The sequence below is a fragment of the Mesorhizobium sp. IMUNJ 23033 genome, assembly GCF_044778005.1.
Taxonomy (GTDB): Bacteria; Pseudomonadota; Alphaproteobacteria; order Rhizobiales; family Rhizobiaceae; genus Mesorhizobium; species Mesorhizobium amorphae_A.
Window position 1 is genome coordinate 112358 of the sequence record NZ_JBJACT010000019.1, and the last position, 24135, is coordinate 136492.

A 24135-nucleotide genomic window follows, 5' to 3' on the forward strand; every position below is an offset into this window, starting at 1 on the left:
GTCAAAACAAAGAGATAGAGCGGTTCGGCGTTTCCGTGAAACGATGAACCGCATAGCGGTGGCTTCCAGATTTGGCATCTGGCCCAAATGCCTGCCGTCGCGGCTGCCAGCTCCCGCGTCTATAGAGGCTCCCCTCAGCTGAGACGAGGAAGGATGCCATGGCCGGGATTTCGCTTCTGGGAATACCGCATGACGAGAACTCGTCCTATCTGCGCGGCGCGGCGGCAGCGCCGGCACTGATCAGGCGCGAACTGCACAGCGACGCCCACAGCTCGTGGAGCGAAACCGGCTTCGATCTGACGGATCGCTTCGTCGACCATGGCGACATCGACTTCGCAGGCGCCGGCGACCCGTGGGATCAGATCGAAAATGAGGTCGGCCGCGCGTTGGATGCCGGCCATCCGCTGATCAGCCTCGGCGGCGACCATGCCATCGCCTGGCCGGTTCTGCGCGCCGTGCGTCGCCGCCACCCCAGCCTGACGATCGTCCAGATCGACGCCCACCCCGACATCTATCCTGCCTATCAGGGCAATCTGCGCTCGCACACCTCGTCCTTCGCCCGCATCATGGAGGAGCGGTTGGCCGACCGGCTGATCCAGATCGGCCTGCGCACCCTCAATGACGACCTTCGCGACCAGATCAGGCGGTTCGGCGTCGAGGTGGTCGAGGCGCGCCATTTCAGCGAGGGCTTGCGGCTCGACCTCAAGACGCCCGTCTACCTCTCGGTGGATCTCGACGGTCTCGATCCGGCCTTTGCGCCTGGCGTCTCCCATCGCGAGCCCGGTGGGCTGTCGACCCGGCAGGTGATCAGCCTCATCCACGGCATCGACCAACGAATCGTCGCCGCCGATGTCGTCGAATACAATTCAAACCAGGATGTCTCGAACCTGACGGCACTGGTTGCCGCCAAGCTGGTGAAGGAGATCGCCGGCATGATGCTGAAGACCAACGGCGCGACTGCCGCCTGAATCAATTTGGCAAGGCGGCGTGCTAGACGATTGTTCCGACTCGCCTTTCAATAGGACACGCCATGCCACCCCTCAGGATAGCCATCGCCGGCGCGCTTGGCCGCATGGGTCGCCAGATGGTGGAAGCCATCGAGGCTGATCCGCGGCTGGCGCTGGCCGCCCGTTTCCATCGGCCCGGCGTCACCGGCGAAGGGCTGGTCAGTCGAGATGATGCACTGGCCGCTGTCGACGTGGTCATCGACTTCACCACGCCGGCCGCATCCGCTGAACTCGCAGAAGCCTGCGCGGCGCGTGGCGGGCCGGCACTGGTGATCGGCTCGACCGGTTTCAACGACGGGGAACTTGCCGCGATTGCCGCTGCGGCCAAAACCATCGCCATCGTGCGCTCCGGCAGCTACTCGCTCGGGCTCAACTTGCTGGTTGGACTGGTCGAGCAGGCGGCCAGCGCACTCGGTCCCGAGGATTGGGATGTCGAGATATTCGAGGCGCATCATCGCTCCAAAGTCGACGCGCCGTCGGGCACGGCGCTGATGCTGGGCGAGGCCGCTTCCAGGGGACGCGGCATCGAACTCGACGTCGTGGCGCGGCGCGTTCGCGACGGCATCATCGGCCCGCGCCCGCAAGGCGAAATCGGCTTCGCGGTAGTGCGCGGTGGCAGCATCGTCGGCGAGCACAGCGTCAGCTTCTGCACCGAGGGCGAGGTGGTCACCCTGTCGCATTCGGTCGGCGACCGTATCATGTTCGCGCGCGGCGCCATCGCCGCCGCCCTTTGGGTGGCTGGACGCCCGCCCGGCGAATACGACATGCGCGATGTGCTTGGGTTCAACGCCTCGTGATGAGCAATCCCGGCTGATTTCGGTTACTCCCGGCCATCGAACGGCTGAAAGCCAGCTGAAAGCCAGCTGAAAGCTTGGCTATGCCATGACGGTGCCGCGGTGTTCTCCGCGTGACCGGTCCTGGTGGCCGGTGAGGAGGAAATGCGGCGCGGCCTTTTGGTGCGCCGCCCAGGTGGAGGAAGTTTCGTGACAGGTATCATCTCGAAGTGCGCCTTGCGTTCAGCGGCGCTGGCGTTGGCCATCGCCGCAACGGGTGCCTCGGCGGCATCTGCGGCCGACAAGATCACCATCATCGTTGGCGGCATGGAAAAGCAGATCTATCTGCCGGCCGTGCTCGCCCAGCAGCTCGGCTACTTCAAGGACCAGGGGCTCGACGTCGAACTCGTCAATTCGCGCGCCGGCGTCGAGGCCGAGAATGAACTGCTGGCCGGCGCCGTGCAGGGCGTCGTCGGCTTCTACGACCACACCGTCGACCTGCAGTCGAAGGGCAAATACATCCAGTCGATCGTCCAGTTCAGCCAGGCGCCGGGCGAGGTCGAACTGGTCTCCGCCAAGCACCCCGAGATCAAGTCGCCGGCCGACTTCAAGGGCGCCACGCTCGGCGTCACCGGCCTTGGCTCCTCGACCGATTTCCTCAGTCAGTATCTTGCCGTTCGCAACGGGCTGAAGCCCGGCGACTACACGCTGCTGCCGGTCGGTGCCGGCAACACCTTCATCGCCGCAGTCAAGCAGGATCAGATCCAGGCCGGCATGACCACCGAACCGACCATCGCCCAGTTGCTGAAGACCGGCGAGGCCAGCGTCCTCGTCGACATGCGTACCCCTGAAAAGACCAAGGAAGCGCTCGGCGGGCCCTATCCGGCGGCGTCCTTCTACGTCCAATCCGCCTGGCTCGATGACCACAAGGACGAGGCACAGAAGCTCGCCAATGCCTTCGTCAAGACGATGAAATTCATCGCCACCCATTCGGCCGAGGAGATCGCCGACAAGATGCCGAAGGACTATTATGCCGGCAACAGGGATCTCTACGTGCGGGGGCTGGCCGGCGGCAAGGCGATGTTCACGCCCGACGGCCGCATGCCGGCCGACGGCCCGCCGACCGTGCTCAAGGTCCTCTCGACATTCTCCAAGAGCCTGCAGGGCAAGCAGATCGACCTGTCGAAGACCTACACGACTGCGTTCGTCGACGCCGCCAAGTAGCGTCGCACCCACGGGCATCGGTTTCTGTATCGCCCGTTGAAGAACAAGGGTTTGCGCCGTTCGCTTGAACAAACAGGCAGCGCGGCCCTTGCCAGACCACCAGGAGACCCGCGGCTGCGCTGCGGGCTCCCTTGCCCCATTGCGACAGGAGTGTGCCATGCAACTGCAACCCATGGCGGCCGAGAGGCTGTCTCAGGCCGCGCCACCGGCCGATGCGGCGATCGCCATTGACGACGTGACGCTGCGCTTCGTCACGCCCGACGGCCACATGATGACGGCGATCCGCGATTTCACCATGACGGTGGCGCGTGGCGAGTTCGCCTGCGTCGTCGGGCCGACCGGCTGCGGCAAGTCGACGACACTCAACCTCGTCACCGGCCTGCTCAGACCGACCACCGGCAATGTCCGTGTCATGGGCAACCCGGTCACCGACATCAGTCGCGACATCGGCTTCGTCTTCCAGGCCGATGCGCTGTTTCCGTGGCGCAGCGTCATCGACAATGTCGCCGCCGGCCCGCTCTATCGCGGCACGCCGAAGGCGCAGGCCTATGAGCGGGCGCGTGACTGGATCGGCCGCGTCGGCCTCGGCCGCTTTGAAAAGCATTATCCCCACCAGCTCTCCGGCGGCATGCGCAAGCGCGTCGCGCTCGCCCAGACCTTCATCAACCAGCCCAAGATCCTGCTGATGGACGAGCCGTTCAGCGCACTCGACATGCAGACCCGCACGGCCATGCAGGACGAGTTGCTGGGTCTGTGGTCGGAGCAGAAATCCTCCGTCGTCTTCGTCACCCACGACCTCGAGGAGGCGGTGGCGCTGGCCGACAAGGTCTATGTGCTGACGGCGGGGCCGGGCACGGTCAAGAGCGTCTACCGCATCGACCTGCCGCGCCCGCGCGTCATGGCCGACATCCGCTACGACCCGAAATTCGTCGAGATCGCCAAGGTGATCTGGAACGATCTGCGCGAGGAAGTGCAGCTCGGCCAGAGCCGCACTTTGCAGACCGGCCATTGAGAGGAGACACCGCCATGACCGCCATCTCTCCCACCGCCGACCATGCTGCCGTCCGCGACGCCTCGATCGCCGTTGCCGAAAGCATGGCGAAGGCGCGGCTGCGCCTTCGCCATGCGCTGGTCATCGGCTTGCGCCTGGCTATCCTCGTCGTCTTCCTCGGCCTGTGGGAACTCGGTGCCGATTACAATTTCATCGACCCGTTCTTCTTCGCCAGCCCCTCCGGCATCTGGCAGCAGATCTGGTCGTGGATCACCGAAGGCACTTCGCAAGGCCCGCTCTGGCTGCAGATCTATGTGACGCTGGAGGAAACCTTCCTCGGCTTCGTCATCGGCGCCCTTGGCGGCATCGCCGCCGGCATCATCCTTGGCCGCAACCGGCTGCTCGCCGACGTGTTTTCGATCTACATCAAGATCGCCAATTCCGTGCCGCGCGTCGTGCTTGGCTCGGTGTTCATCATCGCGCTTGGCCTCGGCATGGCTTCCAAGGTGGCGCTGGCGGTGGTGATGGTGTTCTTCGTCGTCTTCGCCAATGCCTTCCAGGGCGTGCGTGAAGCCGACCGGGCGATGATCGCCAACGCCCAGATTCTTGGCGCCTCGCCGTTCCAGATCACCCGCTCCGTCATCATCCCGTCGGCGATGAGCTGGATCCTGGCGAGTCTCCATGTCAGTTTCGGCTTCGCGCTGGTCGGCGCCGTGGTCGGCGAATTCCTCGGCGCCAAGCAAGGCATGGGCCTGCTGATCTCGACGGCGCAGGGCGCCTTCAATGCCAACGGCGTCTTCGCCGCCATGGTCATCCTGGCGGTGATGGCGCTTGTGGTGGAATTCATCATCACCCGCTTCGAGAACTATGTCGTCAAATGGCGCCCGGCTCCGTTCAACGAGCAGGGGGCCTGATCAGGCCAAAGGCAGCCGCACCTCGACCACCAGGCCGCCGGCCGCGCCATCCGCAAGGGTGACGCGGCCGCCGGCATTTTCGACCACCTCGCGCACGATTGCCAAGCCAAGCCCGCTGCCTTCCTCGGTCGCGCCGGCCAGGCGGTAGAAGCGCTCGAAGACATGCTCGCGCTCGTCCGCCGGGATGCCCGGCCCGTCGTCGGCGACCGTCAGGACCGCTTCGCCATTGATGGCGGCCAGCTTGACGGTGACGGTGCCGCCGGCCGGCGTGTAGCGCAACGCATTGTCGACAAGGTTGACGATTAGCTCGCGCAGCATGGTGCCGTCACCGACCACCGCCACCGGCCCGGTTTCGTCAAGACCGAGATCGATGTTGCGCGCGAGAGCCGCAGGCGCCTGCGTCTCCAGCACATGGCGGGCGGCCTCGGTCAGGTCGACACGGTCGGCGCGCGGCCGCCGGCTGCCGGGCTCGGCCCGCGACAGGGTGAGCAGCTGTTCAGCCAGCCGCGCCAGCCGGCCGGAACTGGCCTGCAGCGCCACCAGCGCCTCCTGGCGCGCCTCGGCGGCACCTTCGCGCAGCGCGTAGCTCGCCTGCGTCGACAGCAGCGCCAGCGGCGTGCGCAACTGATGCGCGGCATTGGCGATGAAGCGGCGCTGCGCCGCCATCTGCGCTCGCACGCGTTCCATATAGACGTTGAGCGCATCGATTAGCGGCCGGATCTCGCTCTGCGCGCCGGTGACTTCGATCGGATCGAGGTCGCTGCGGCTTGGCGAGCGCACGGCGTCGCGCAGCCGGATCAGCGGCGCCAGGCCGCGGCGCAGGCCGAGCAGCACGAAGATGCCGGCAATCGCCACCAACGCCAGTTGCTGGGCAAAGGCGCTGAACCACAAATGCCGCACCATGGCGTCATGTCCGGCCAGCGTGACGCCGACGGTGACGGAGATCGGCGAGTCCACGCCGGCGCCGACCACGGCGTGGCTGTATGTCAGCAGCCGCAGTTCGTGGTCGCGATAGACATTTTTCATGGTTGGGCGCCCCGGCGCCACCGGCAGGTCGGGATAGCCGGTCAGCAGCCGCCCGCCGGCGGTCTCGACACGATAGTAGACGCTGTCGCGGTCGCCGGTGTCGAACATCTCGATCGCCGCCGGCGGCACCGTGGCGTCGAGCACGCCGTCGACGATGGCGACCTGCTCGGCGATCGCGCGCGCCGACCCCACCAGCATGCGATCCGTGACCAGGTCCGCAGTCGCCAGCGCGCTGCGGTGGCTGGTCCACAGATTGATTGTGGCGAGCCCGGCGAGTGGCAGCACCACCCAGGCCAGCAGCTGCAGGCGGAGGCTTCTAACTTGCATCGCGCAGGAGATAGCCGAGGCCACGCAAGGTGGCGATCTGGACCCGCGATCCCTCGAGCTTCTTGCGCAGCCGGTGGACATAGATCTCGATGGCGCTGGGGTCGGCGTCTGTCTCGAAATCGAAGATCGCCGACGACAGCGCCGCCTTGCTCACCGTGCGCCCCGCCTTGACCATCAATTGCTCCAGCACCGCATGCTCACGCGGCGTCAGCGCCAGCGCGTCACCGGCCACCGAAAACAGCCGCGTGTTGGTGTCGAAGACGAGATCGCCGCAGGCGACGACGGGCGCGGTCCGGTCGTTAACGCGCCGCAGTTGGACGCGGATTCGCGCCTCCAGTTCCTCGATCTGGAACGGCTTGGCCAGATAGTCGTCGGCGCCTTCGTTGAGGCCCTTGACGCGACCGTCGAGGCTCGCGTTGGCGGTCAGTACGATGACCGGCACCCGGTTGCCACGCGCCCTGAGCATGCGCAACACCTCCATCCCGCCCATGCGTGGCAGCGCCAGGTCGAGGATAACCAGCGCATGGTCGCCGGCGGCCAAGGCATGCTCGACATCCTCGCCGTCATGCACGACGTCGACGACATAGTTCGCCTGGCGCAAGGTCTTGCCCAGCCAATCGGCCAGTTCGCGATTGTCTTCGACAAGCAGCAGCCGCATTTTCTATCGCTGTTCAGGAATGCTGCCTGCCGGGTCTCATCGGTGTTTCCGACGAACGCGGCCAGCAGCGTCCGATTGGATGCCCGTGACAACGGATAATATCGATCCGCGCGCAAGGCAAACTCCAAGCTGGCGAACATTATCGCTGGCCTTTGGATGGCGAAACTCCCGTCAATCGCATAAAACCGAACCGTTCGGTTCGATTTCCGTTGACGAACCGTGCACGACGGCGTGAACGCCGGCTCGGAAAATCTTGTCGCCGGAACGAGGTGTATTCACCTAACCACATGAAATCGCTCGGAAAGATTATGGCGCAGGAAACCACCAGCCGGATTTCAAGCGCCATTTCAGAGGTTTTCGGGCACATCTTCGTGACTGGAAATGGCAGTACCACAGACCCATCTCGGGGTGGTCCGAGCGACGCGAATTCCTCCCAAGGGCACGCCACTTGACGGACAGAACAGTGAACTACTGGAGTACCTGAAATGACCAAGATCGCTCTTACCGCCGCCGCCATTCTCGTTGCCACGGGCAGCGCTTTCGCTGGCAGCGACCACTATGGTTCGAACAACGTCAACCAGCCGGCCGTTCCCGCGCCTGCCGAAAATTTGGACCACAGCTTCACGGCTTCGATCCGCAAGCCGGTCGAGCACAACGGCTTCAAGTTGACGCCCGATTCGGTCCAGCCGGAATCCGGCCAGGGCATCTGGGGCCGCTAATCTGTTCGGCAATCGCTGATCGGTTCGGTCCTCGAAAGACCTCAAAGCGGCGGGCTAGTCCCGCCGCTCTGTTTTTGTGCCGCCGGCTATCGAGTCCATCTTCGGCTGGGGAAGGTCGGATCAACTGGCCATTACGAAGCGGTGATGGCTGTAACGACGCTCCAGGTGGCGGCGAAAGGGAAGCACAAGGGCCGATGACCGGTACTTGAGCCTAATTACCCCACAACCCGAAACCAGGAGTATTTGACATGAAAAAGATCGCTCTTACCGCCGCCGCCATCCTCGTTGCCACCGGCGCCGCTTTCGCTGGCAGCGAAAACTACGGCTCGAACAACGCCAACCAGCCGACGACTGCTGTGGTAGACAGCACCATGACGGCTTCGATCAGGACGACGGACGCGCCAGTCCAGAAGCCGCTGGTCCAGGGCGCCGACCGCAACCTGTTCGGCAATCGCTGATCGGCTCGATCCGAGAAGGCCTCAAGGCGGCGGGCTCGTCCCGCCGCTCTCTGCCGCTCTTCTGCAACGAAGGGCGGCTAGCTCAATTCCTTCGGCCTGATGCAATGCGTCAGCAGGCCACTGCCGAAGGTGAGGTCAGTCCAGTCGCCGTCGACGTCAAAACGGGCCAGCGCCGCGGTCGGGAATTTCTCTCCGAGCTTCTTCAGCGCCCCGGCATCCGATCCGTCGCCGGCAAGCCGGCGTGCGAACTCTTCCAGCCCCGGATTGTGGCCAAGCACCAGCAGGCTGCCCGCCTTCGCCTTTGCCTGCCGCACCTTCGCCAGAATGTCCGCCGCGGTGGCTTCGTAGAGCGCCAAGGCAAAATCCGCAGGCACTTTTTTTTGCAGTTCCGCCGAGACCAGCCGCCAGGTGTCGCGGGTGCGCAGCGCCGACGAGACCAGCGCCAGATCCGGCAACCAGCCGCGCCTCGCCAGCTCGCGCCCCATCAGCGGCGCCGTCTTCAACCCGCGGGGGCCGAGTGGCCGGTCGAAATCGACGAGCTTCGGGTCGTCCCAGCTCGACTTGGCGTGGCGTAGTACAAGCAGTTGCCTGGTTGTCGCCATGCCAGCCTCTCTTACGGCGTGATCCGCGCCAGTTGCTCGAGATCGCGCTCCTCGCGCAGCGGGTCCGGCGCCATCACCACCGAGGTGCCGTTCTCCGCATCGTCGGCGAAATGCGCGAGCACGGTGTGGCCCTTCTCCATGCGCGCCTTGCCTTCGGCGACCAGTCCGAGCGCCAGCGGATAGAGCCGGTGCTCGGCCTTGAGCACCCGCGCGGCCAGCGTATCCTCATTGTCGCCGACCATCACCGGCACCGCCGCCTGGGCGATGATCGGGCCGTCATCCATATCCAGCGTGACGAAATGCACCGTGCAGCCATGGATGCGCATGCCGGCACGGAGCGCCCGGGCATGGGTGTCCAGCCCCTTGAAGGCGGGCAGCAGGGCAGGGTGGATGTTGACCATCCGCCCCAGCCACTGCTCGACAAAGCGCGCACCGAGGATGCGCATATAGCCGGCGAGCGCCACGATCTCGGCGCCGAATCCGATAAGCGCGGCGTCGATCGCCCCGTCATGGGCTTCCTTGCTGGCATAGTCGGCGCGCACGATGACCTTCGTCGGGATGCCCCGCGCCTGCGCGATGGCAAGGCCGGCGGCATTGGCCCGGTCGGAGATGACGCCGACGATCTCGGCCGGATAGGCCGGGTCGCTGGCCGCGGCAATCAGCGCCGTCATGTTGGAGCCGCGTCCCGAAATCAGCACCACGGTGCGTTTCTTGCTCATAAGCCGATCGAGCCCCGATAGATCACGCCGGCGTCGCGACGCGGCACGATGCGGCCGATCGGCGTCACCGTCTCGCCGGCCTCCTGAAGCACGGCCGCGACCTGCGCCGCCTGACCGGAGGCGACGGCCAGGATCATGCCGATGCCGCAATTGAAGGTGCGCATCATCTCTTCCGGCGCGACGCCGCCGGTCTTGGCCAGCCACGAGAACACCGCCGGCACCTCGATGGCCTCGAGGTCGAGTTCGGCGGAGAAATCCTTCGGCAGCACGCGCGGAATGTTTTCCGGGAAGCCGCCGCCGGTGATGTGCGCCAGCGCCTTGATGCCATGCGTGTTGCGGATCGCCTTGAGGATCGACTTGACGTAGATGCGCGTCGGCTCGAGCAGCGCCTCGGCCAGCGTCGACTCGTCGTTGAACGGCGCCGGGTCGCTCCAGGCAAGGCCGCTGACGCCGACGATGCGCCGCACCAGCGAAAAGCCGTTGGAGTGGAGCCCCGAGGAGGCGAGGCCCAGCAGCACATCGCCCTCGACGATGTCGTCGGTCGGCAAGAGCTGGCCGCGTTCGGCGGCACCCACGGCAAAGCCGGCAAGGTCATAGTCGTTGCCGTGATACATGCCGGGCATCTCGGCCGTCTCGCCGCCGATCAGCGCGCAGCCGGCCTGGCGGCAGCCCTCGGCGATGCCGCCGACGATCGCCGCCCCCTGGTCGGGGTCGAGCTTGCCGGTGGCGAAATAATCGAGGAAGAACAGCGGTTCCGCGCCCTGCACGACGATGTCGTTGACGCACATGGCGACAAGGTCGATGCCGATCGTGTCGCGTTTTCCCGCATCGATGGCGATCTTCAGCTTGGTGCCGACGCCGTCATTGGCGGCGACCAGCACCGGATCGGTGAAGCCGGCGGCCTTGAGGTCGAACAGGCCGCCAAAGCCGCCGATCTCGCCATCGGCGCCCGGCCGGCGCGTCGCCCGCACCAGCGGCTTGATCTTCTCGACCATGAGATTGCCGGCATCGATGTCGACGCCCGCCTCGGCATAGGTGAGCCCGTTCTTGCGCTTGGATGTATCGCGCTTCGTCATATCTGGCTCGTCGCTGTTTCCACTCTGCTTGCGGGCTCTTCGCATGAACGGTTTCGGTCCGCAAGGATAACGCGCCGGCGCGGGAGTTTTGCCCCCGACAAAAGCGGCGTTCGGGTGAGCCGATCGCCAAAGTCGGAGAATGAGGAGCTTAGTTCTTGCACCCACTCCACATCTCCATCATCTATCAACAAAACAAAAGCGACGGGGTACACTGTTGACCATCCCCAACATGATCACGATCATGCGCTTCGTGCTGGTGCCCGCCGTGGTGTTGGCCATGTTGCAAGCGCACTGGGGCTGGGCTTTTGCCGGCTTCCTTGTCGCCGGCATTTCCGACGGCGTCGACGGTTTCATCGCCCGCCGCTACAACCAGCATTCCGAGCTCGGCGCCTATCTCGACCCGATGGCCGACAAGGTGCTGCTGGTTTCGGTGTTCGTGGTCATGGGCTTCATCGGCGAGCTGCCGCTATGGCTGGTCGTCACCATGGTGTCGCGCGACGCGCTGATCATCTGCGCCGTGCTGCTGTCGACCGTGATGGCGCATCCGGTCGAGATGAAGCCGCTCTTCGTGTCGAAGGCCAACACCGCCATCCAGATCGTGCTGGCGGCGGTGGTGCTGGGCGAGCTTGCCTTCGACATCCATCTCGACCCGCTGCGGCCAGCGCTCATATTGCTGTCCGGGGTCTTGACCGTGGCTTCGGCCGCGGCCTATCTCGTGGGCTGGCTGAGGCATATGAGCGGCTATGGCGAAGGCTCCAAACCGGGCACCTGATCGAGGATCCATCGAAGCGGCCGCCGAGGCGGCGGCGGCCGGCGAAGTTGCGTCGCTGGCGTTCCGCCGCCAGATCTTCTTCTGGCTGGCCACCGCCGTGCTGCTGGCGCTGTTCCTCTATGTCTTCTCCAGCATACTTTTGCCGTTCGTCGCCGGCATGGTGCTTGCCTATTTCCTCGATCCGGTCGCCGACCGGCTGCAGCGGCTCGGCCTCTCCCGGCTGATGGCGACGGTGGTCATCCTGATTGCCTTCATCGTCACTCTGGTGCTGGCCTTCGTCATCCTAGTTCCGGTTCTGGCCACGCAGATGGCCGATTTCGCGGGCAAGCTGCCGGAGTATCTGACCCGGCTGCAGAGCCTGATCACCAGCTACGATCCGAAATGGCTGGAGCAGAAATTCGGCGTCAACGCCAATAGCCTGCGCGACGGGCTGAACTCGCTGCTGACCTCCGGCTTCGGCCTGTTGACCACGGTGTTCACCTCGATCTGGAGCTCGGGCGTGGCGCTGGTCTCGGTGGTCAGCCTGTTCGTGGTCACGCCGGTCGTCGCCTTCTACATGCTGCTCGACTGGGACCGCATGGTGGCGATCGTCGACAGCTGGGTGCCGCGCGACTATGTCCAGACGGTCAGGGCGATCGCCAGGGACATCAACACCGCCACCGCCGGCTTCGTGCGCGGGCAGGGCACGCTCTGCCTGGTGCTGGGCGCCATGTACGCGACCGGCCTGACGCTGACCGGGCTCAATTTCGGCATCCTGATCGGCCTGTTTTCCGGGCTGATCTCCTTCATCCCCTATGTCGGCTCGCTGACCGGTCTGGTGCTGGCCGTCGGAGTTGCCTTCGTTCAGTTCTGGCCCGACTGGATCATGGTTGTGGCGGTGGCCGCCGTGTTCTTCGTCGGCCAGTTCATCGAGGGCAACATCCTGCAGCCGCGGCTGGTCGGCAAAAGTGTCGGCCTGCATCCTGTGTGGCTGATGTTCGCCCTGTTTGCCTTCGGCGCGCTGTTCGGCTTCGTCGGCCTGCTGATCGCCGTGCCGGCCTCTGCGGCCGTTGCCGTGCTGGTGCGCTTTGCCATTGCCCGCTATCTCGAATCGCCGCTTTACAAGGGCCATGCCACCGAACCTGTCCCGCCGCTGCCGGCCAACCGCCGCAAGGGACCGCGTGGCCAAGCCTGATGGCTGACCAGAAAACCGACCCGCCGCGCCAGCTGCCGCTCGATCTCGGCCACGGCACCGGCTATTCGCGCGACGAGCTCGTCGTTTCCGGCACCAACAGCCAGGCCGCAGCACTTGTCGACCGCTGGCCGGATTGGCCTTCGCCGGTGGTGGTGCTGGCCGGCCCGGCTGGTTCGGGCAAGACGCATCTGGCCTCGATTTGGCACGCGCGGGCCAACGCAGTGGCGATCGAGGCAAACCGCATCGAAGACTGCATCGCCGGCCTCGGCGAAAGGCCGGCGCTGATCGACGATGTCGACAAGGCACGGATCGACGAGGCCGGCCTGTTCCACCTCATCAACGCCGTGCGCAGCGCCGGCTCGACTCTGCTGTTGACAGCGCGGCGTTTTCCCCTGGCCTGGGGTGTGGCGCTGCCTGACCTCGTCTCGCGGCTGAAGGCGGCGGCAACCGTCGAGATCCACGAGCCCGACGACCTCCTGCTCGCCGGCGTCATCACCAAACTGTTCGCCGACCGCCAGGTCGAGGTCGAGCCGCATGTCGTGCAATATCTGGTTCGGCGCATCGAGCGCTCGCTGGCGACCGCCATGCGCGTCGTGGAGCGGCTCGACCGCATAGCCCTGGAACGCAAGACCCCGATCACCCGCGCGCTCGCCGCCGAGACCGTCAGCGCCATGGACCAAGGGCAGGGCGAGTTCGAGATTTAGGTGGTTGACGGAAGGCTTCCCCTTCTCAGGGGGAGGAGAAGGCCATCGCCGCTGTCCCATTTCGGGATGCTATTGTTGGCATCCATCTTGCAATACCAGTTTGCCGGCTTAACCCCCGGTCCTGATTGCGTTCCAAATCAGGTTGTAGGCTCGCCAGGAGTTGTGGCGGTTGGGGTCCTCGCCCGGCGAGCTTGCCTTCTTGTGTCATCCGAATGGGCGTATCGATCCCGCCTCGGATGCTCAGGACGAGCCGGCCGACCAGGTCGCTGCCATACCTCAGCCCTCCTCCCCGGGCTGGCCCGCCCGCTCCACGCCATAGCGCCTGCGGTAGTCGCCCGGCACCAGCCCCGTTATCCTGGCGAACACCTTGCGGAAGGAGCCGGGGTCGTCATAGCCGACTTGCCACGCGATCTGGTCGACGGATCGCGTCGTCATTTCCAGCATGTCGCGCGCCTTGCCGACGCGCAGGTGCTGGCAATATTCGGTCGGCTTGAGGCCGGTGGCGTTGCGGAAGCGGCGCAGGAAGGTCCGTTCCTCCAGGCCGGCCTGCTCAGCCATCGAGCCGAGCGCGACATCGCGCGCGCCTCTTGCCTGCAGCCAGTGCTGCACCTTGAGGATCGCCTCGTCGCCATGGTTCAGTCGCGGCGCGAAGGGGCTGTAGAAACGCTGCTCGCGTCCCGGCGGATCGACCAGCATGAAGCGCGCCGTCGCCATCATGACCGCCGGACCAAGCACTCGGTCGACCAGCTTGAGGCCGAGATCGGTCCAGGCCATGTAGCCGCCGGCGGTGATGATGTCGCCATCGTCGATGACCAACCTGTCGGCGTCGAGCAGGATATCGGGAAAACGCTTCGCCAGCGCCTCGCTGTAGGCCCAGTGCGTCGTCGCCGCGCGGCTGGACAGCAGGCCGGTTTCGGCAAGCACGAAGGCGCCGGCGCAGACCGAGCCCAGCGTCGCACCCGCCGCGTGGCGCGCCCTCAGCCACTCGGCATAGGGCGCTGCCGCCTCGCGCGCTATCGGCTGGCCGAAGGTCGGCGGCAGGATGGCCATGGCCGGCCCGTTGTCGGCTGCGGGTCCACTGCCAGCCGGCTCGCTGTCGAAGCTGCGGATGACGGCATCCTCCTGCAATTGCCAGTGGCTGATGCGAAGCCGCGGCGCCTGTGTCGAGCGCGCCTGCGCCATCTGGTCGGCAAGCATGAAAAGATCGGTGAGCCCAAGCACGGCCGCCTGCTGCACGCCGGGATAGATCACGAGCCCGATTTCGATCGGATCACGCACAGCGGCCATCTGTCAGTTTTGCCTCGTTCGATGTCTGTTTTGCCAATCCTCACCATGGCCGAGCTTCTCTAGCTTGTCCACAGAAGGAGCGAACCTTCCCCGACAAACCAACTTCAGGAGCAGAACGATGAGCATATTCACCACCAGCGACGGCACTGAGATCTTCTACAAGGATTGGGGCGCGGGCCAACCGATCGTTTTCCATCACGGCTGGCCGCTCAGTTCCGACGACTGGGACAACCAGATGCTGTTCTTCCTCGGCAAGGGTTTTCGCGTCATCGCTCATGACCGGCGCGGCCATGGCCGCTCCTCGCAGACCGCGACCGGCAACGAGATGGACACCTATGCCGCCGACGTTGCGGCACTTGCCGAACATCTCGATCTCAGCAATGCCGTCCATATCGGCCATTCGACCGGCGGTGGCGAGGTGGCGCGCTACGTTGCCCGCCACGGCGGCGGCCGCGTCGCCAAGGCGGTGCTGATCGGTGCGGTGCCGCCCATCATGGTCAAGTCCGAGAGCAACCCGGGCGGCCTACCGCTAGAGGTCTTCGACGGCTTTCGCGCGGCCCTTGTCGCCAACCGGGCCCAGTTCTTCCGGGATGTTCCGGCGGGTCCGTTCTACGGCTTCAACCGCGACGGCGCCAAGGTTTCGCAAGGGGTCATCGACAATTGGTGGCGCCAAGGCATGATGGGCGGCGCCAAGGCCCACTACGACTGCATCAAGGCCTTTTCGGAAACCGACTTCACCGACGATCTGCGGAAGCTCGACGTGCCCGTCCTGATCATGCATGGCGGCGACGACCAGATCGTGCCGATCGAAGATTCCGCCCTGCTTGCGGCAAAGCTGGTCAAGCGCGGCACGCTGAAGGTCTATGAGGGCCTGTCGCACGGCATGTGCACCACCCATCCGGAGATCATCAACCCGGACCTGCTGACCTTCATCCGGAGCTGACGCGGCAGTGCTGATGCAGGCGTGGCGGCCACGACGCGGCCGCCTTTGGAGACAAATGGCCGCTTTGGCGGTCATGCGCGGCGAGAAAGACCTTCGCCGCGCTTCACCATCGAATCATGGAAGCTAGCGTCCCGATTGTTTTCTGGCGGCAATCGCGCAGAGGAAAGCCAGTGCGGCGGCGTCACATGCCGTGCGAGACGGACCTTTGGCGAAAAGAACCGCGTCCGCGGCTGGGATCGTCAGGCCATATTTTTTGGCGAAAGAGGTAACTTCGTATGGTTGATCGTCAGCTTGACTGCGTCTCTCGAACTCATATTCCATGCACTGTCTCCTCCCGTTCTACGACCCTGTCCCCTCCTTGGTCAGACGCAAAAATTTAACCACCGACGGCCGGCGCAAGTCCAGCAATTGGGAATTGTGCTAAAACGATACATTCTCAAATCGCGCTCCAACGGCGGTTGCAGGAAACCGCGCGGGATCGAAACGGTAGGCATGGCAGCCGAGGCGACGGACCTGTCGTCATCGCCGGGATCGTATCGTTCGTTCGTGTAGGGAAATGGTCGGAGTGGAGAGATTCGAACTCCCGACCCTCTGGTCCCAAACCAGATGCGCTACCAGGCTGCGCTACACTCCGAGGCCTTGCGGCGTATAAGGTTCCGAGCCTTGCCGCGCAACCCCTAAAACGCAACCGCAACAAACGGCTGCGGCGTGACGGGTGCAAGCACGCCGGGGTCGCCCGCCGCCTAGCGCTTCTGCCGGGCGATCCTGCGGGCGAGCGCGTCGCCCTGGATGCGGGCATTGGAAAAACAGCCGCGGATGCTCGGCCGCATGCCGGTGAACCACAGGCCGGGCAGTTTCGGATCGCTGTCGGAACCGTTGAACAGCGGCACCCCCTTGCCGTCGAGCACGCCGAGCTTGCCGACCATCGTCTCCAGCCCGGTGCGGTAGCCGGTGGCGGCAATGACGACGTCGGGCGCGATCGTCTGGCCATTGTCGAGAATGACGCCGTCCGACGTGAACTCGCGCAGCTGCGGCACGACGATGATCCTGCCTGCCTTGATGGCGGCGGCGGCGCCGTCGTCGGCGGCGATCGCTGTGTAGTCGCCGGCCAGGCGACTGGCGCCGCCCGAAGGCGACGCAGGCAGGCCAAATTTGGTGAGGTCACCGAGGGCGAGCCGCTGCGTGGCCGCGATCACGGCGTCGGCGAGCCACACCGGCAGGCGCGCCAGCACCGGCGAAAACCGGTGCACGGCGATCTTGCGGCCAATGCGCTTGGGCAGGAGCGCCGGGCCGCTGCGCGCCGACAGCCACATCTGACCGGGGTTCGCCCCGGCGAGGTGATTGAGCGCGTCGAAGCCCGAATTGCCGGCGCCGACCACCAGTACCGTCTTGCCGTCATAATCCCTGGCCGAGCCGAAATCCGCCGAATGGACAATCCGTCCGGCAAAGCCCTCCATGCCTTTCCACTGCGGAATGAAAGGCTGGCGGTCGCGCCCGGTGGCCACGACGACATGGTGCGCGCGCCGTGGGCCGGTGCTGGTTCGCACGATCCAGTGATCGCCGCCGGATACGATCTCGTCCACGGCGACGCCGAACGTGACCGGCAGCCGGTGTGTCTCGGCGAATTCGTTGAGGTGGCGGATGACGGCAGTTCGGTGCGGAAAGCCGGGCGTGCCGGTGGGGTAGGTGACACCCGGCAGCGCGGAAAGGTCGCGATGCGTGTTGAGATGCAGGTTCTTGTGCCGCCGGTGCCAGGGCTCGGCCAACCGGTTCTCGCGCTCCAGCACCTGCACCGCCACGCCGGCCTTGACCAGCGCGTGCGCGGCAGCGAGCCCGGCGGCGCCGCCACCGATCACGATCGCGCCGTCGAAGATCGCCGGTTCGCCGGTCCGCAAGGTTTCCGCCACCATGTCCGTCATTGTCATAACCGTGATTGCCACGCCAGTGTATCCGACATATGCCGCATGCGGCGCCGCGCCAACTCGACGCGGTCGAAAGACCGTCGTCTAGACGCGGCTGGAACCGTCGCGCGGGTCGAAGAGCCGTCGTCCGACGTGATCGCCAAACCGTCATTCGACGCGGCTGCAGGACCTGTCGGCCTTGCCGCCGGCGCCATTGCACAGTAATGACGGGTTGGCGCACGACCCCGAGACCCTGAATCGGGTTTTTCGAGGGCAGGCGCCGGTTCAGGAGTGCCTGGAGCGTCCGCCCCAGGGAGCAACGAGGTGGTCATGTCCGCGCGCATTTTCAGCCCAGCCAAAACCGCGATGCAATCCGGCAAGGCCAAGACCGGACATTGGGTGCTGGAATTCGATCCGGCGCAGCGCAAGAAGATCGACCCGCTGATGGGCTACACCACCTCGGGCGACATGCTGAGCCAGATCAGGCTGACCTTCGACACCAGGGAAGAGGCGGTAGCCTATGCCGAGAAGGAAGGCCTCGCCTTCCGCGTCGAGGAACCGAAGGAACCCAAGCGCCGGCAGATTTCCTATGCGGAGAATTTCCGCTATGACCGCAGGACGCCCTGGACGCACTGACCGGCATTGCCGGGCAACGCCCGGGCGTGAATTATCAGCCGGCACGGCCGGCCAGCGGTCCCGTAGCTCAGCTGGATAGAGCACCGGCCTTCTAAGCCGATGGTCACAGGTTCGAATCCTGTCGGGATCGCCAATATTTCAATGATTTAGCGTTTGTGCGGCGAGCGTGTTTCAACTCGGCCGGCGCAGAACTGGAAGCGGTTAGCCGGGAAGTTCACCTGGCCAAGGTGTGTTGAGATTCAGGTCAGGCCGGCATCACCTGAATCTCAACACCCCTTAATGCAGATAGCCCAGAAGCCACAGGATGATGATGACCGGTATCGGAATCCCGATGAGCCAAAGTAGCGCTCCTCGTAGCATGATGTCCTCCTTAGCTTGCAGGAGGGAACGCGCCCCGACTGGCTTGGTTCCGCGAGCGTTATCGGCCCGCTTTGGCCGGTGAGGCAGCAGGGGCGCGTGATGGGTCAAACGTCCGGAGAGCCACCATAGAGCTGCACCCCAAGTCGCTCGCTTCTCCTCCACCGGACGACGGCGCGATAGGTGGCGCCGTCAGCTTGTATGTGAAGCACAAAGCGATCCGGTATTTTCACGCCGGCAGCGACGCGCAATTCGGCTCCATTTTCGTGCTGATTTCTAACGGAGCAGCCTATCTCGGCGTCCTCCGTTGTGATGGTCGCTTCCTTCAGCACAATCTCTCGTGCATGAAGGCGCCGCTCTTTGCGGGGTCCGGACGGGTCCATTCGATACCTCACTTCTGCAGCGTGGCAGGCATGCTCACGCATCGGACCTCATGCAACTTGAATTTCAATTAATATCGTAGAGCTGTTTCCATTCCGTTAGCGGTCGCTAAAACGTTTGCGGAAACCTTCCGGCCCTGGCCGCCGTTCTGGTCGGCAGGCAGAACCAACGACAGCGTGCGACGGGGCTGAACGCGGCAGGCGGGTTACTCGGCCTACTCGACCAGCACATGCGCCTCACGGGCTGCGCCGACAAACGCATCCATGGCCGCATCGGCAGGAAGATCACCACTCATGGCACGGCGGCAGGCGCGCAGCGCCGAGCCGTGTTGCGCACTCCCGGCGTCACGCCATTGGCCTGTCAGCAATGCGACTGCCTGCTGTGCATTGGAAATGTGCCGGATCGAGCCCGCGATGCCCACCGAAACCGCAACCGGCCTCGAAAACCATCCCTGGGTCATGGGTAAAACCCTTGCTGTTATGATCCAACAAAACGCACCATGCGGCACTAGGTTTCATCGCCGCGTCTCAACTGGCCGTGAACTGCCCGTTGCCGCTGATTTCTCCCTTGTGGCTGTCGCGAAACATGCGGCGCACTGTAAATGCGGCTCGAAGAACTCGTTATATTCTTGCTGAAAGAGCGCGGCGCTGGTACTTGTTGGCGGCGCAGATTCAAAAAGATCGAATCTGCGCCGGCTTGCGTAACGGAAAAAATCGCGCATGCTGTCCCGGCCATGATCCCGAATGGTGGCAACCTGTTTCGAGAAGGATCATGGTCAAACGAGAAGCAGAGCCCCGTCCCGTAAAATGGGATGGTTAGCTCAGGCAATGCTCTGGATGTCTGATGCCATTGCCCCCATGGCGTTCGGAAGAGCAAGGCATATGGGGAAATAAATGGTCTCGAAGCAACTTACTTCCAACGCCGAAACAGCGGCCGCCTTCCTGTCCGTAATGGGCAACGGCAAGCGGCTTTTGATTATGAACTATCTGGCCGAGGGCGAATTGTCGGTCGGCGTTCTCGCCGATAAAGTCGAGCTCAGCCAGTCCGCGCTCTCGCAGCATCTTGCCAAGTTGCGGAGGTTCGGCATCGTCGAAACCCGCCGCGACCGGCAGATGGTCTACTATTCCTGCAAGTCGGCCGCCGCGCGCGAACTGCTCGCTTTGCTGGACGGCTTGCTGGCAAAGGAGAGGCCGCTCGCGGGCCGCCATCAGCAGTACGTCACCGAAAGGCAGCGCCGGCCGCAGGCAGCCTGAGGGCGGGACGCCGGTATCCGCCGGGCACAGGCCTGTGCCCGGCGACGCGGTCTTAAGGCCTGTAGCTGGTGGTCAAGGCGGACGGCGTTGGGTCGGGAACGCCACCGCTGTTGAGGTGTTGTCGGCGCTGCGGAGATGATCGGGATCATCGACAGCGCGGCGGTCGCCGGGTCGATGTGTCGCGTGGCACGACATGCGACGCGCTTTGGAGCAGTTCCAGGACTAATGCCCGCCGCGTTGCCTGGCCACGACGCTTCGCACCGCCAGCACCAGCACGGTGATGATGATCAGGATCACCGAGAGTGCTGCGATCGCCGGGTCGATGTTGTCGCGCAGGCCCATCCACATCAGCCGTGGCAGCGTAATCGCGTTGACCGACGTGATGAACAGGGTGACCCCGATCTCTTCCCAGGACAGCACGAAGGAGAGCAGCGCGGCGGTGACGATGCCGAACTTGATGTTGGGCATGATGATGCGCGTGGCGCGCTCCCACACGCTGGCGCCAAGGCCACGCGCGGCAAGGTCGACGCGCCGGTCGAGCTGGCTGAGCGAGACCAGGATCAGCACGGTGGCGAAGGGCACCGTCATCACTGAATGCGCCATGGCAACGCCGAGCCATGTGTCGTAGCCAAAGAACGAGCTGAAGCCTGAGATGGAGGTGAGCAGGAAGTAGAGCGTGATCGCCGAAACCACCGGCGGCACCACCATCGGCAGCAGAACGAAGCCGACAAGTGCGGCGGTGAAGCGCGGCTGGAACATCCAGACGCCGAGGCTGAAGCAGAGCGCCAGCACCGTCGAGATGGCGCTGCTGACGATGCCGATGCGGATCGAGAGCAGGATGGCGTCGATCCAGCGCGGATCCTCGATCAGCGCCCGGTAGTGGCGCAGCGACAATTCGCCCGTCGGCATCGCCAGCATGCGGCTCGGCGTCAGCGACACCGGAATGACGGCCAGCAGCGGCAACAGCAGGAACAGCGCCACCAGCACGGCGAGGATCAGTGAAGCGGGTCCGGGGCGATAGGTCGGCATGGCTACACCAGCTGCTTCGGCCGCACGTAGCGGAACAGCAGCGCCATCAGCGCGCCGACGAACAGCACCAGCACGACGCTGATCGCCGCACCCAGGCCCCAGTCAGGGCTCTGGAAGATGCGCAGATAGATCAGCTCGGCGATCATCACGCTGCGGCCGCCGCCGAGGATCGCCGGGGTGACGAAGAAGCCCAGCGAAAAGACGAAGACGATCAGCGCCGAGCCGATGATGCCGGAGCGCGTCATCGGCACGAACACTGACCAGAAGGTGCGCATGCGGCTGGAGCCAAGCCCGCGCGCCGCCAAAAGCACGCGGTCGTCCAAGCTGCGCATGGCAGACGCCAGCGGAAACACTGCGAAGGGAATGAGGAAATGCGTCATGCCGACGATGACGCCGAATTCATTGCGCACCAGCCCCAGCGGCTCGGAGATGAAGCCGATCGATTGCAGCCACGTATTGATCAGGCCGCGATTGGACAGCAGCGCCACCCAGCCGAAGGCGCGCGTCAGCACCGAGATCCAGAAGGGAACGAGAATGCAGAACTCGGCGACGACGCGCTGCACTGGGCTGCCGCGCACCCAGACGACGGTGATGGCATAGGCCGCCGCCACCGACACCAAAGTGACGATCAAGGCGATGCGCAGCGTGCGGATGAACACCGACTGCACCAGCGGGTCGGTGGCCAGAGCGCCATACTGCCCGAGCCCCGGCGTCGGCAGCGTGACGCTCCATTTGACCACGCCAAGGAACGGCCAGGCGTAGGCCAGCACGAGAAACAGGAGCAGCGGCGCCATCAACAGCGCCGCGCCCATCCTGTCGGAGAGGATGCCTCTCATGTCGATCCGATGATCACGGCCCGGTCAGGCCGAGATGATCTTGGTGTATTCGTCGAGCGCCGGCCCGTAGTTCTTGGCGTACCAGTCCATGTCGAGCGCGATCTGCTTCTTCATGTTCTCGGGGTCGACGGGATTGATGCGCTTCTTGTCGGCCGGGATCAGTGCGTCGGCGGCCGGATTGGCCGGGCCCTGTCCGAGCTTGTCGAACATGACGAGCTGCTTTGCCGGATCCTGGGCGCTGGCGATGAACTTCATCGCCGCTTCCTTGCCGCCGGGATTGCCCTTGAGCACGGCGAGCGCGCCGGGCGAGATCAGGCCCTGGTCCCAGATGAACTTGATCTTGCCGCCCGAGTCCTGCTCGATCAGCGAGGCGCGTGTCGACCAGACGATGGCCATCGAGGCTTCGCCGTTGAGCAGCACGCTCTGGCTCTCGGCGCCGCCGCCCCAATAGGCGACGACGTTCTCCTTGAAGGCAGCGATCTTGTCATGAGCGCGCTTCAAGTCGAGCGGGTAGAGCGAGGCCGGGGCGATACCGTCGGCGAGAAGGGCTGCTTCCCAGCTCGACACACCCCATTTGTAGAGCGAGCGCTTGCCGGGGAATTTCTTGACGTCGAAGAAATCGGCCATGCCGGTCGGCGCGTTGCTGCCGTACTTTTCCGAGTCGTAAGCGATCACATAGGAGAAGAAGTAGGTCGAGGCGGCATATTCCCAGCCAAAACCCTCGCGCATCTTCTTCTTGTCGACGATGGCATAATCGATCGGCTCGAGAGCGCCCTGGGCGCCGAGCGTGATGGCCGAGAACGGGTCGACGTCGACCAGATCCCAGGTCGGCGCGCCGCTCTTGAACTGCGCGGCGATCGCGCCTTCGGTCGGGCCCGAGCCATCCATCTTGACGGTGATGCCGGTCTCCTTGGTGAAGGCCTGGCCATAGGCCGCATCATAGGCGGTGATGGCGTCGCCGCCCCAGTTCACCAGCACCAATTCCTTGGCCTGCGCAAAGGCACCGGTCGAGCGCAGCAGCATCGGCGTGCCTGCGAGAACAAGTGCGGCGAGCTGCGTGAATTGCCGGCGCGAGATCTCGCCGCGCACTGCCCTGGCGGACAGCGCCTCGATGGAGTGTTTCTTGGTTTCGTTTGTCATGTCAGTTCCCCTTTTTTCGTTGGTCGTGTCGGTAGTTAGTGCGAATCCCGGAATCATGACTCGAAGCTCATCGCTCAAGGATCCGCCACTCAAGTCGTCATTGTCCTCCGTCTGGAAGGAGGAAACCTTTTTCCGCCGGCCACGTCAGCCAGACGGAATTGCCCTTGCTGAGCGCGGCGGCGGCAACCTCGTTCGGCACCGAGACCGTCACCTTGGCGCCTTGCTTCGTCGTCAGGTCGAGCCGTGTCGCAGCACCGAGATAGGTCGAGGCGATGGCGGTCGCGGCAATGCCGTTCTCGCCTATCGCCGCCTCGCGCGCGATCGACATGTATTCGGGACGGATCGCCAGGATGGCGTCGCCACGGACTTTCTCGGCCTTGCAGTGCATGCTGACCGCGCGGTCTTCGCAAAGGCCCGTCGAGCCATTGTCGGCTGGGCGTACGCCCTTCAGCGGCAGCATGTTGATCTCGCCGAGGAATTCGGCGACGAAGCGGTTGTCCGGCCGGTCATAGACCTCGTCCGGCGCGCCGACCTGCAGCAGTTTGCCATGGTTGAAGATGGCGACGCGCGAGGACAGCGCCAGCGCCTCGCTCTGGTCGTGGGTGACGAAGACGAAGGTGGTGCCGGTCTCCTGGTGCAGCCGCTTCATCTCGGCCTGCATCTGGCCGCGCAGCCCCTTGTCCAGCGCCGAGAACGGTTCGTCGAGCAAAAGTACGCCCGGTTCGAACACCAAAGCGCGGGCAAGTGCTACGCGTTGCTGCTGGCCGCCGGAAAGCTGCGCCGGCAGTTTCTTTTCGTGGCCGTTCAGCCCGACGCGTTCGATCATCTCGCCGACGCGGCGCTTGATCTCAGCCGCCGGTTTCTTGCGCACCTTGAGCGGGAAGGCGATGTTGGCCTCGACCGACATATGCGGGAACAGCGCATAGCCCTGGAACACCATGCCGGCGGCACGCTGTTCGGCCGGCCGGTCGGTGATATCGACGCCATCGCTGTAGAGGCGGCCATCGCTCGGTTGCACGAAGCCGGCAAGGATCATCAGGAAGGTGGTCTTGCCCGAGCCGGAGGGCCCAAGCAGCGTCAGAAACTCGCCGCGGCCGATATGGAGCGTCAGATTGTCCAGCGCACGGAACGAGCCGAAGCTCTTGCCGATCCCGATTGCCTTGATCTCTGCGGCTCGGCCGGGTTGCTGCATCCTGCCTTCGTCCTCACTCCAGCCTTGAGCGTAGGG

27 protein-coding genes and 2 tRNA genes are annotated in these 24135 nt (G+C 64.6%); 14 read left to right on the plus strand and 15 right to left on the minus strand.

Features of this window, described 5'->3' with window-relative positions:
* Positions 1-158: 158 nt before the first annotated feature.
* The 5 genes from ACFX5Q_RS20475 to ACFX5Q_RS20495 all read left to right on the plus strand — a co-directional run bounded on the left by ACFX5Q_RS20475 (position 159) and on the right by ACFX5Q_RS20495 (position 4909).
* Complete coding sequence (locus ACFX5Q_RS20475; protein WP_404280949.1) at positions 159-968, plus strand: agmatinase family protein; 810 nt, start codon at positions 159-161, stop codon at positions 966-968.
* A gap of 62 nt (positions 969-1030) precedes the next feature.
* Positions 1031-1804 (plus strand): 4-hydroxy-tetrahydrodipicolinate reductase, encoded by a 774-nt coding sequence (gene dapB / locus ACFX5Q_RS20480; RefSeq protein WP_404280951.1) that lies wholly within the window; start codon positions 1031-1033, stop codon positions 1802-1804.
* A gap of 186 nt (positions 1805-1990) precedes the next feature.
* Positions 1991-3004 (plus strand): ABC transporter substrate-binding protein, encoded by a 1014-nt coding sequence (locus ACFX5Q_RS20485; protein WP_404280954.1) that lies wholly within the window; start codon positions 1991-1993, stop codon positions 3002-3004.
* Between the two features lie 157 nt (positions 3005-3161).
* Positions 3162-4016: an ABC transporter ATP-binding protein gene (locus tag ACFX5Q_RS20490; protein WP_404280957.1), complete on the plus strand. Its 855-nt coding sequence runs from the start codon at positions 3162-3164 to the stop codon at positions 4014-4016.
* Positions 4017-4030: 14 nt separating this feature from the next.
* On the plus strand, positions 4031-4909 hold the full coding sequence (locus ACFX5Q_RS20495; RefSeq protein WP_404280960.1) for an ABC transporter permease: 879 nt from the start codon (positions 4031-4033) through the stop codon (positions 4907-4909).
* Here the strand turns inward: ACFX5Q_RS20495 and ACFX5Q_RS20500 are convergent, their stop codons facing one another.
* Both ACFX5Q_RS20500 and ACFX5Q_RS20505 read right to left on the minus strand, forming a co-directional pair.
* Positions 4910-6262 (minus strand): sensor histidine kinase, encoded by a 1353-nt coding sequence (locus ACFX5Q_RS20500; protein ID WP_404280963.1) that lies wholly within the window; start codon positions 6260-6262, stop codon positions 4910-4912.
* Positions 6252-6920, minus strand: coding sequence for a response regulator (locus ACFX5Q_RS20505; protein WP_404280966.1), 669 nt, complete (start codon positions 6918-6920; stop codon positions 6252-6254). The genes ACFX5Q_RS20500 and ACFX5Q_RS20505 overlap by 11 nt, the downstream gene beginning before the upstream one ends.
* A gap of 485 nt (positions 6921-7405) precedes the next feature.
* Here ACFX5Q_RS20505 and ACFX5Q_RS20510 point away from each other — a divergent pair, with 485 nt between their 5' ends.
* Together ACFX5Q_RS20510 and ACFX5Q_RS20515 are read left to right on the plus strand one after the other, a co-directional pair.
* Positions 7406-7639 carry a DUF680 domain-containing protein gene (locus tag ACFX5Q_RS20510; protein WP_404280968.1) on the plus strand — a complete coding sequence of 78 codons (234 nt, stop codon included), beginning with the start codon at positions 7406-7408 and terminating at the stop codon, positions 7637-7639.
* A 248-nt stretch (positions 7640-7887) separates the two neighbouring features.
* Positions 7888-8097, plus strand: a complete 210-nt coding sequence (locus ACFX5Q_RS20515; RefSeq protein WP_404280971.1) for a DUF680 domain-containing protein — start codon at positions 7888-7890, stop codon at positions 8095-8097.
* Positions 8098-8174: 77 nt separating this feature from the next.
* Here the strand turns inward: ACFX5Q_RS20515 and ACFX5Q_RS20520 are convergent, their stop codons facing one another.
* Genes ACFX5Q_RS20520 through purM form a run of 3 tightly spaced genes read right to left on the minus strand, consistent with a single transcriptional unit; the run spans position 8175 to position 10494 of the window.
* Positions 8175-8699, minus strand: coding sequence for a SixA phosphatase family protein (locus ACFX5Q_RS20520; protein ID WP_404280973.1), 525 nt, complete (start codon positions 8697-8699; stop codon positions 8175-8177).
* 11 nt (positions 8700-8710) lie between these two features.
* A complete protein-coding gene (purN, locus tag ACFX5Q_RS20525) occupies positions 8711-9418 on the minus strand; it encodes a phosphoribosylglycinamide formyltransferase (protein WP_404280976.1) in 708 nt (235 codons plus the stop codon).
* Positions 9415-10494 (minus strand): phosphoribosylformylglycinamidine cyclo-ligase, encoded by a 1080-nt coding sequence (gene purM / locus ACFX5Q_RS20530; protein WP_404280978.1) that lies wholly within the window; start codon positions 10492-10494, stop codon positions 9415-9417. Before purM ends, purN begins: the two co-directional genes overlap by 4 nt.
* 214 nt (positions 10495-10708) lie before the next feature.
* Here purM and ACFX5Q_RS20535 point away from each other — a divergent pair, with 214 nt between their 5' ends.
* The 3 genes from ACFX5Q_RS20535 to hdaA are packed head-to-tail and all read left to right on the plus strand — an operon-like array spanning position 10709 to position 13144.
* A complete protein-coding gene (locus tag ACFX5Q_RS20535) occupies positions 10709-11266 on the plus strand; it encodes a CDP-alcohol phosphatidyltransferase family protein (RefSeq protein WP_404280980.1) in 558 nt (185 codons plus the stop codon).
* Entirely contained in the window at positions 11238-12440 is a 1203-nt protein-coding gene (locus ACFX5Q_RS20540; RefSeq protein WP_404280983.1) for an AI-2E family transporter, read from the plus strand. The genes ACFX5Q_RS20535 and ACFX5Q_RS20540 overlap by 29 nt, the downstream gene beginning before the upstream one ends.
* Positions 12440-13144 (plus strand): DnaA regulatory inactivator HdaA, encoded by a 705-nt coding sequence (gene hdaA / locus ACFX5Q_RS20545; protein WP_404280985.1) that lies wholly within the window; start codon positions 12440-12442, stop codon positions 13142-13144. Before ACFX5Q_RS20540 ends, hdaA begins: the two co-directional genes overlap by 1 nt.
* A 276-nt stretch (positions 13145-13420) precedes the next feature.
* On the opposite strand, the gene ACFX5Q_RS20550 is transcribed toward hdaA, so the two are convergent.
* On the minus strand, positions 13421-14431 hold the full coding sequence (locus ACFX5Q_RS20550) for a GlxA family transcriptional regulator (protein ID WP_404280988.1): 1011 nt from the start codon (positions 14429-14431) through the stop codon (positions 13421-13423).
* Positions 14432-14549: 118 nt separating this feature from the next.
* Here ACFX5Q_RS20550 and ACFX5Q_RS20555 point away from each other — a divergent pair, with 118 nt between their 5' ends.
* The gene (locus tag ACFX5Q_RS20555) at positions 14550-15374 is read left to right on the plus strand and encodes an alpha/beta fold hydrolase (protein WP_404280991.1); all 825 of its coding nucleotides are present in this window, start codon (positions 14550-14552) and stop codon (positions 15372-15374) included.
* 123 nt (positions 15375-15497) lie between these two features.
* Here the strand turns inward: ACFX5Q_RS20555 and ACFX5Q_RS20560 are convergent, their stop codons facing one another.
* From ACFX5Q_RS20560 to ACFX5Q_RS20570, 3 genes are all read right to left on the minus strand, one after another.
* Entirely contained in the window at positions 15498-15695 is a 198-nt protein-coding gene (locus ACFX5Q_RS20560) for a hypothetical protein (protein WP_192181409.1), read from the minus strand.
* Positions 15696-15931: 236 nt separating this feature from the next.
* Positions 15932-16008: transfer RNA gene (locus ACFX5Q_RS20565), tRNA-Pro, on the minus strand.
* Between the two features lie 109 nt (positions 16009-16117).
* Positions 16118-17284, minus strand: a complete 1167-nt coding sequence (locus ACFX5Q_RS20570; RefSeq protein WP_404281066.1) for a flavin-containing monooxygenase — start codon at positions 17282-17284, stop codon at positions 16118-16120.
* A 321-nt stretch (positions 17285-17605) separates the two neighbouring features.
* On the opposite strand from ACFX5Q_RS20570, the gene ACFX5Q_RS20575 reads away from it, so the two are divergent.
* Positions 17606-17911 (plus strand): ETC complex I subunit, encoded by a 306-nt coding sequence (locus ACFX5Q_RS20575; RefSeq protein WP_006201534.1) that lies wholly within the window; start codon positions 17606-17608, stop codon positions 17909-17911.
* A gap of 56 nt (positions 17912-17967) precedes the next feature.
* Positions 17968-18044 (plus strand) — tRNA-Arg (locus tag ACFX5Q_RS20580).
* A gap of 331 nt (positions 18045-18375) precedes the next feature.
* Here ACFX5Q_RS20580 and ACFX5Q_RS20585 read toward each other — a convergent pair.
* Both ACFX5Q_RS20585 and ACFX5Q_RS20590 read right to left on the minus strand, forming a co-directional pair.
* On the minus strand, positions 18376-18693 hold the full coding sequence (locus ACFX5Q_RS20585; RefSeq protein ID WP_404280995.1) for a PilZ domain-containing protein: 318 nt from the start codon (positions 18691-18693) through the stop codon (positions 18376-18378).
* A gap of 170 nt (positions 18694-18863) precedes the next feature.
* Positions 18864-19109: a DUF982 domain-containing protein gene (locus ACFX5Q_RS20590; protein ID WP_404280998.1), complete on the minus strand. Its 246-nt coding sequence runs from the start codon at positions 19107-19109 to the stop codon at positions 18864-18866.
* A 433-nt stretch (positions 19110-19542) separates the two neighbouring features.
* On the opposite strand from ACFX5Q_RS20590, the gene ACFX5Q_RS20595 reads away from it, so the two are divergent.
* Complete coding sequence (locus ACFX5Q_RS20595; RefSeq protein WP_006201529.1) at positions 19543-19902, plus strand: helix-turn-helix transcriptional regulator; 360 nt, start codon at positions 19543-19545, stop codon at positions 19900-19902.
* A gap of 222 nt (positions 19903-20124) precedes the next feature.
* Here the strand turns inward: ACFX5Q_RS20595 and ACFX5Q_RS20600 are convergent, their stop codons facing one another.
* The 4 genes from ACFX5Q_RS20600 to ACFX5Q_RS20615 form a co-directional block, all read right to left on the minus strand.
* Positions 20125-20931, minus strand: coding sequence for an ABC transporter permease (locus ACFX5Q_RS20600; RefSeq protein WP_404281001.1), 807 nt, complete (start codon positions 20929-20931; stop codon positions 20125-20127).
* A 2-nt stretch (positions 20932-20933) separates the two neighbouring features.
* Positions 20934-21767 carry an ABC transporter permease gene (locus tag ACFX5Q_RS20605; protein ID WP_404281004.1) on the minus strand — a complete coding sequence of 278 codons (834 nt, stop codon included), beginning with the start codon at positions 21765-21767 and terminating at the stop codon, positions 20934-20936.
* A 24-nt stretch (positions 21768-21791) separates the two neighbouring features.
* Positions 21792-22907 carry an ABC transporter substrate-binding protein gene (locus ACFX5Q_RS20610; RefSeq protein ID WP_404281006.1) on the minus strand — a complete coding sequence of 372 codons (1116 nt, stop codon included), beginning with the start codon at positions 22905-22907 and terminating at the stop codon, positions 21792-21794.
* Between the two features lie 97 nt (positions 22908-23004).
* On the minus strand, positions 23005-24099 hold the full coding sequence (locus tag ACFX5Q_RS20615) for an ABC transporter ATP-binding protein (protein ID WP_404281009.1): 1095 nt from the start codon (positions 24097-24099) through the stop codon (positions 23005-23007).
* Positions 24100-24135 lie beyond the last annotated feature (36 nt).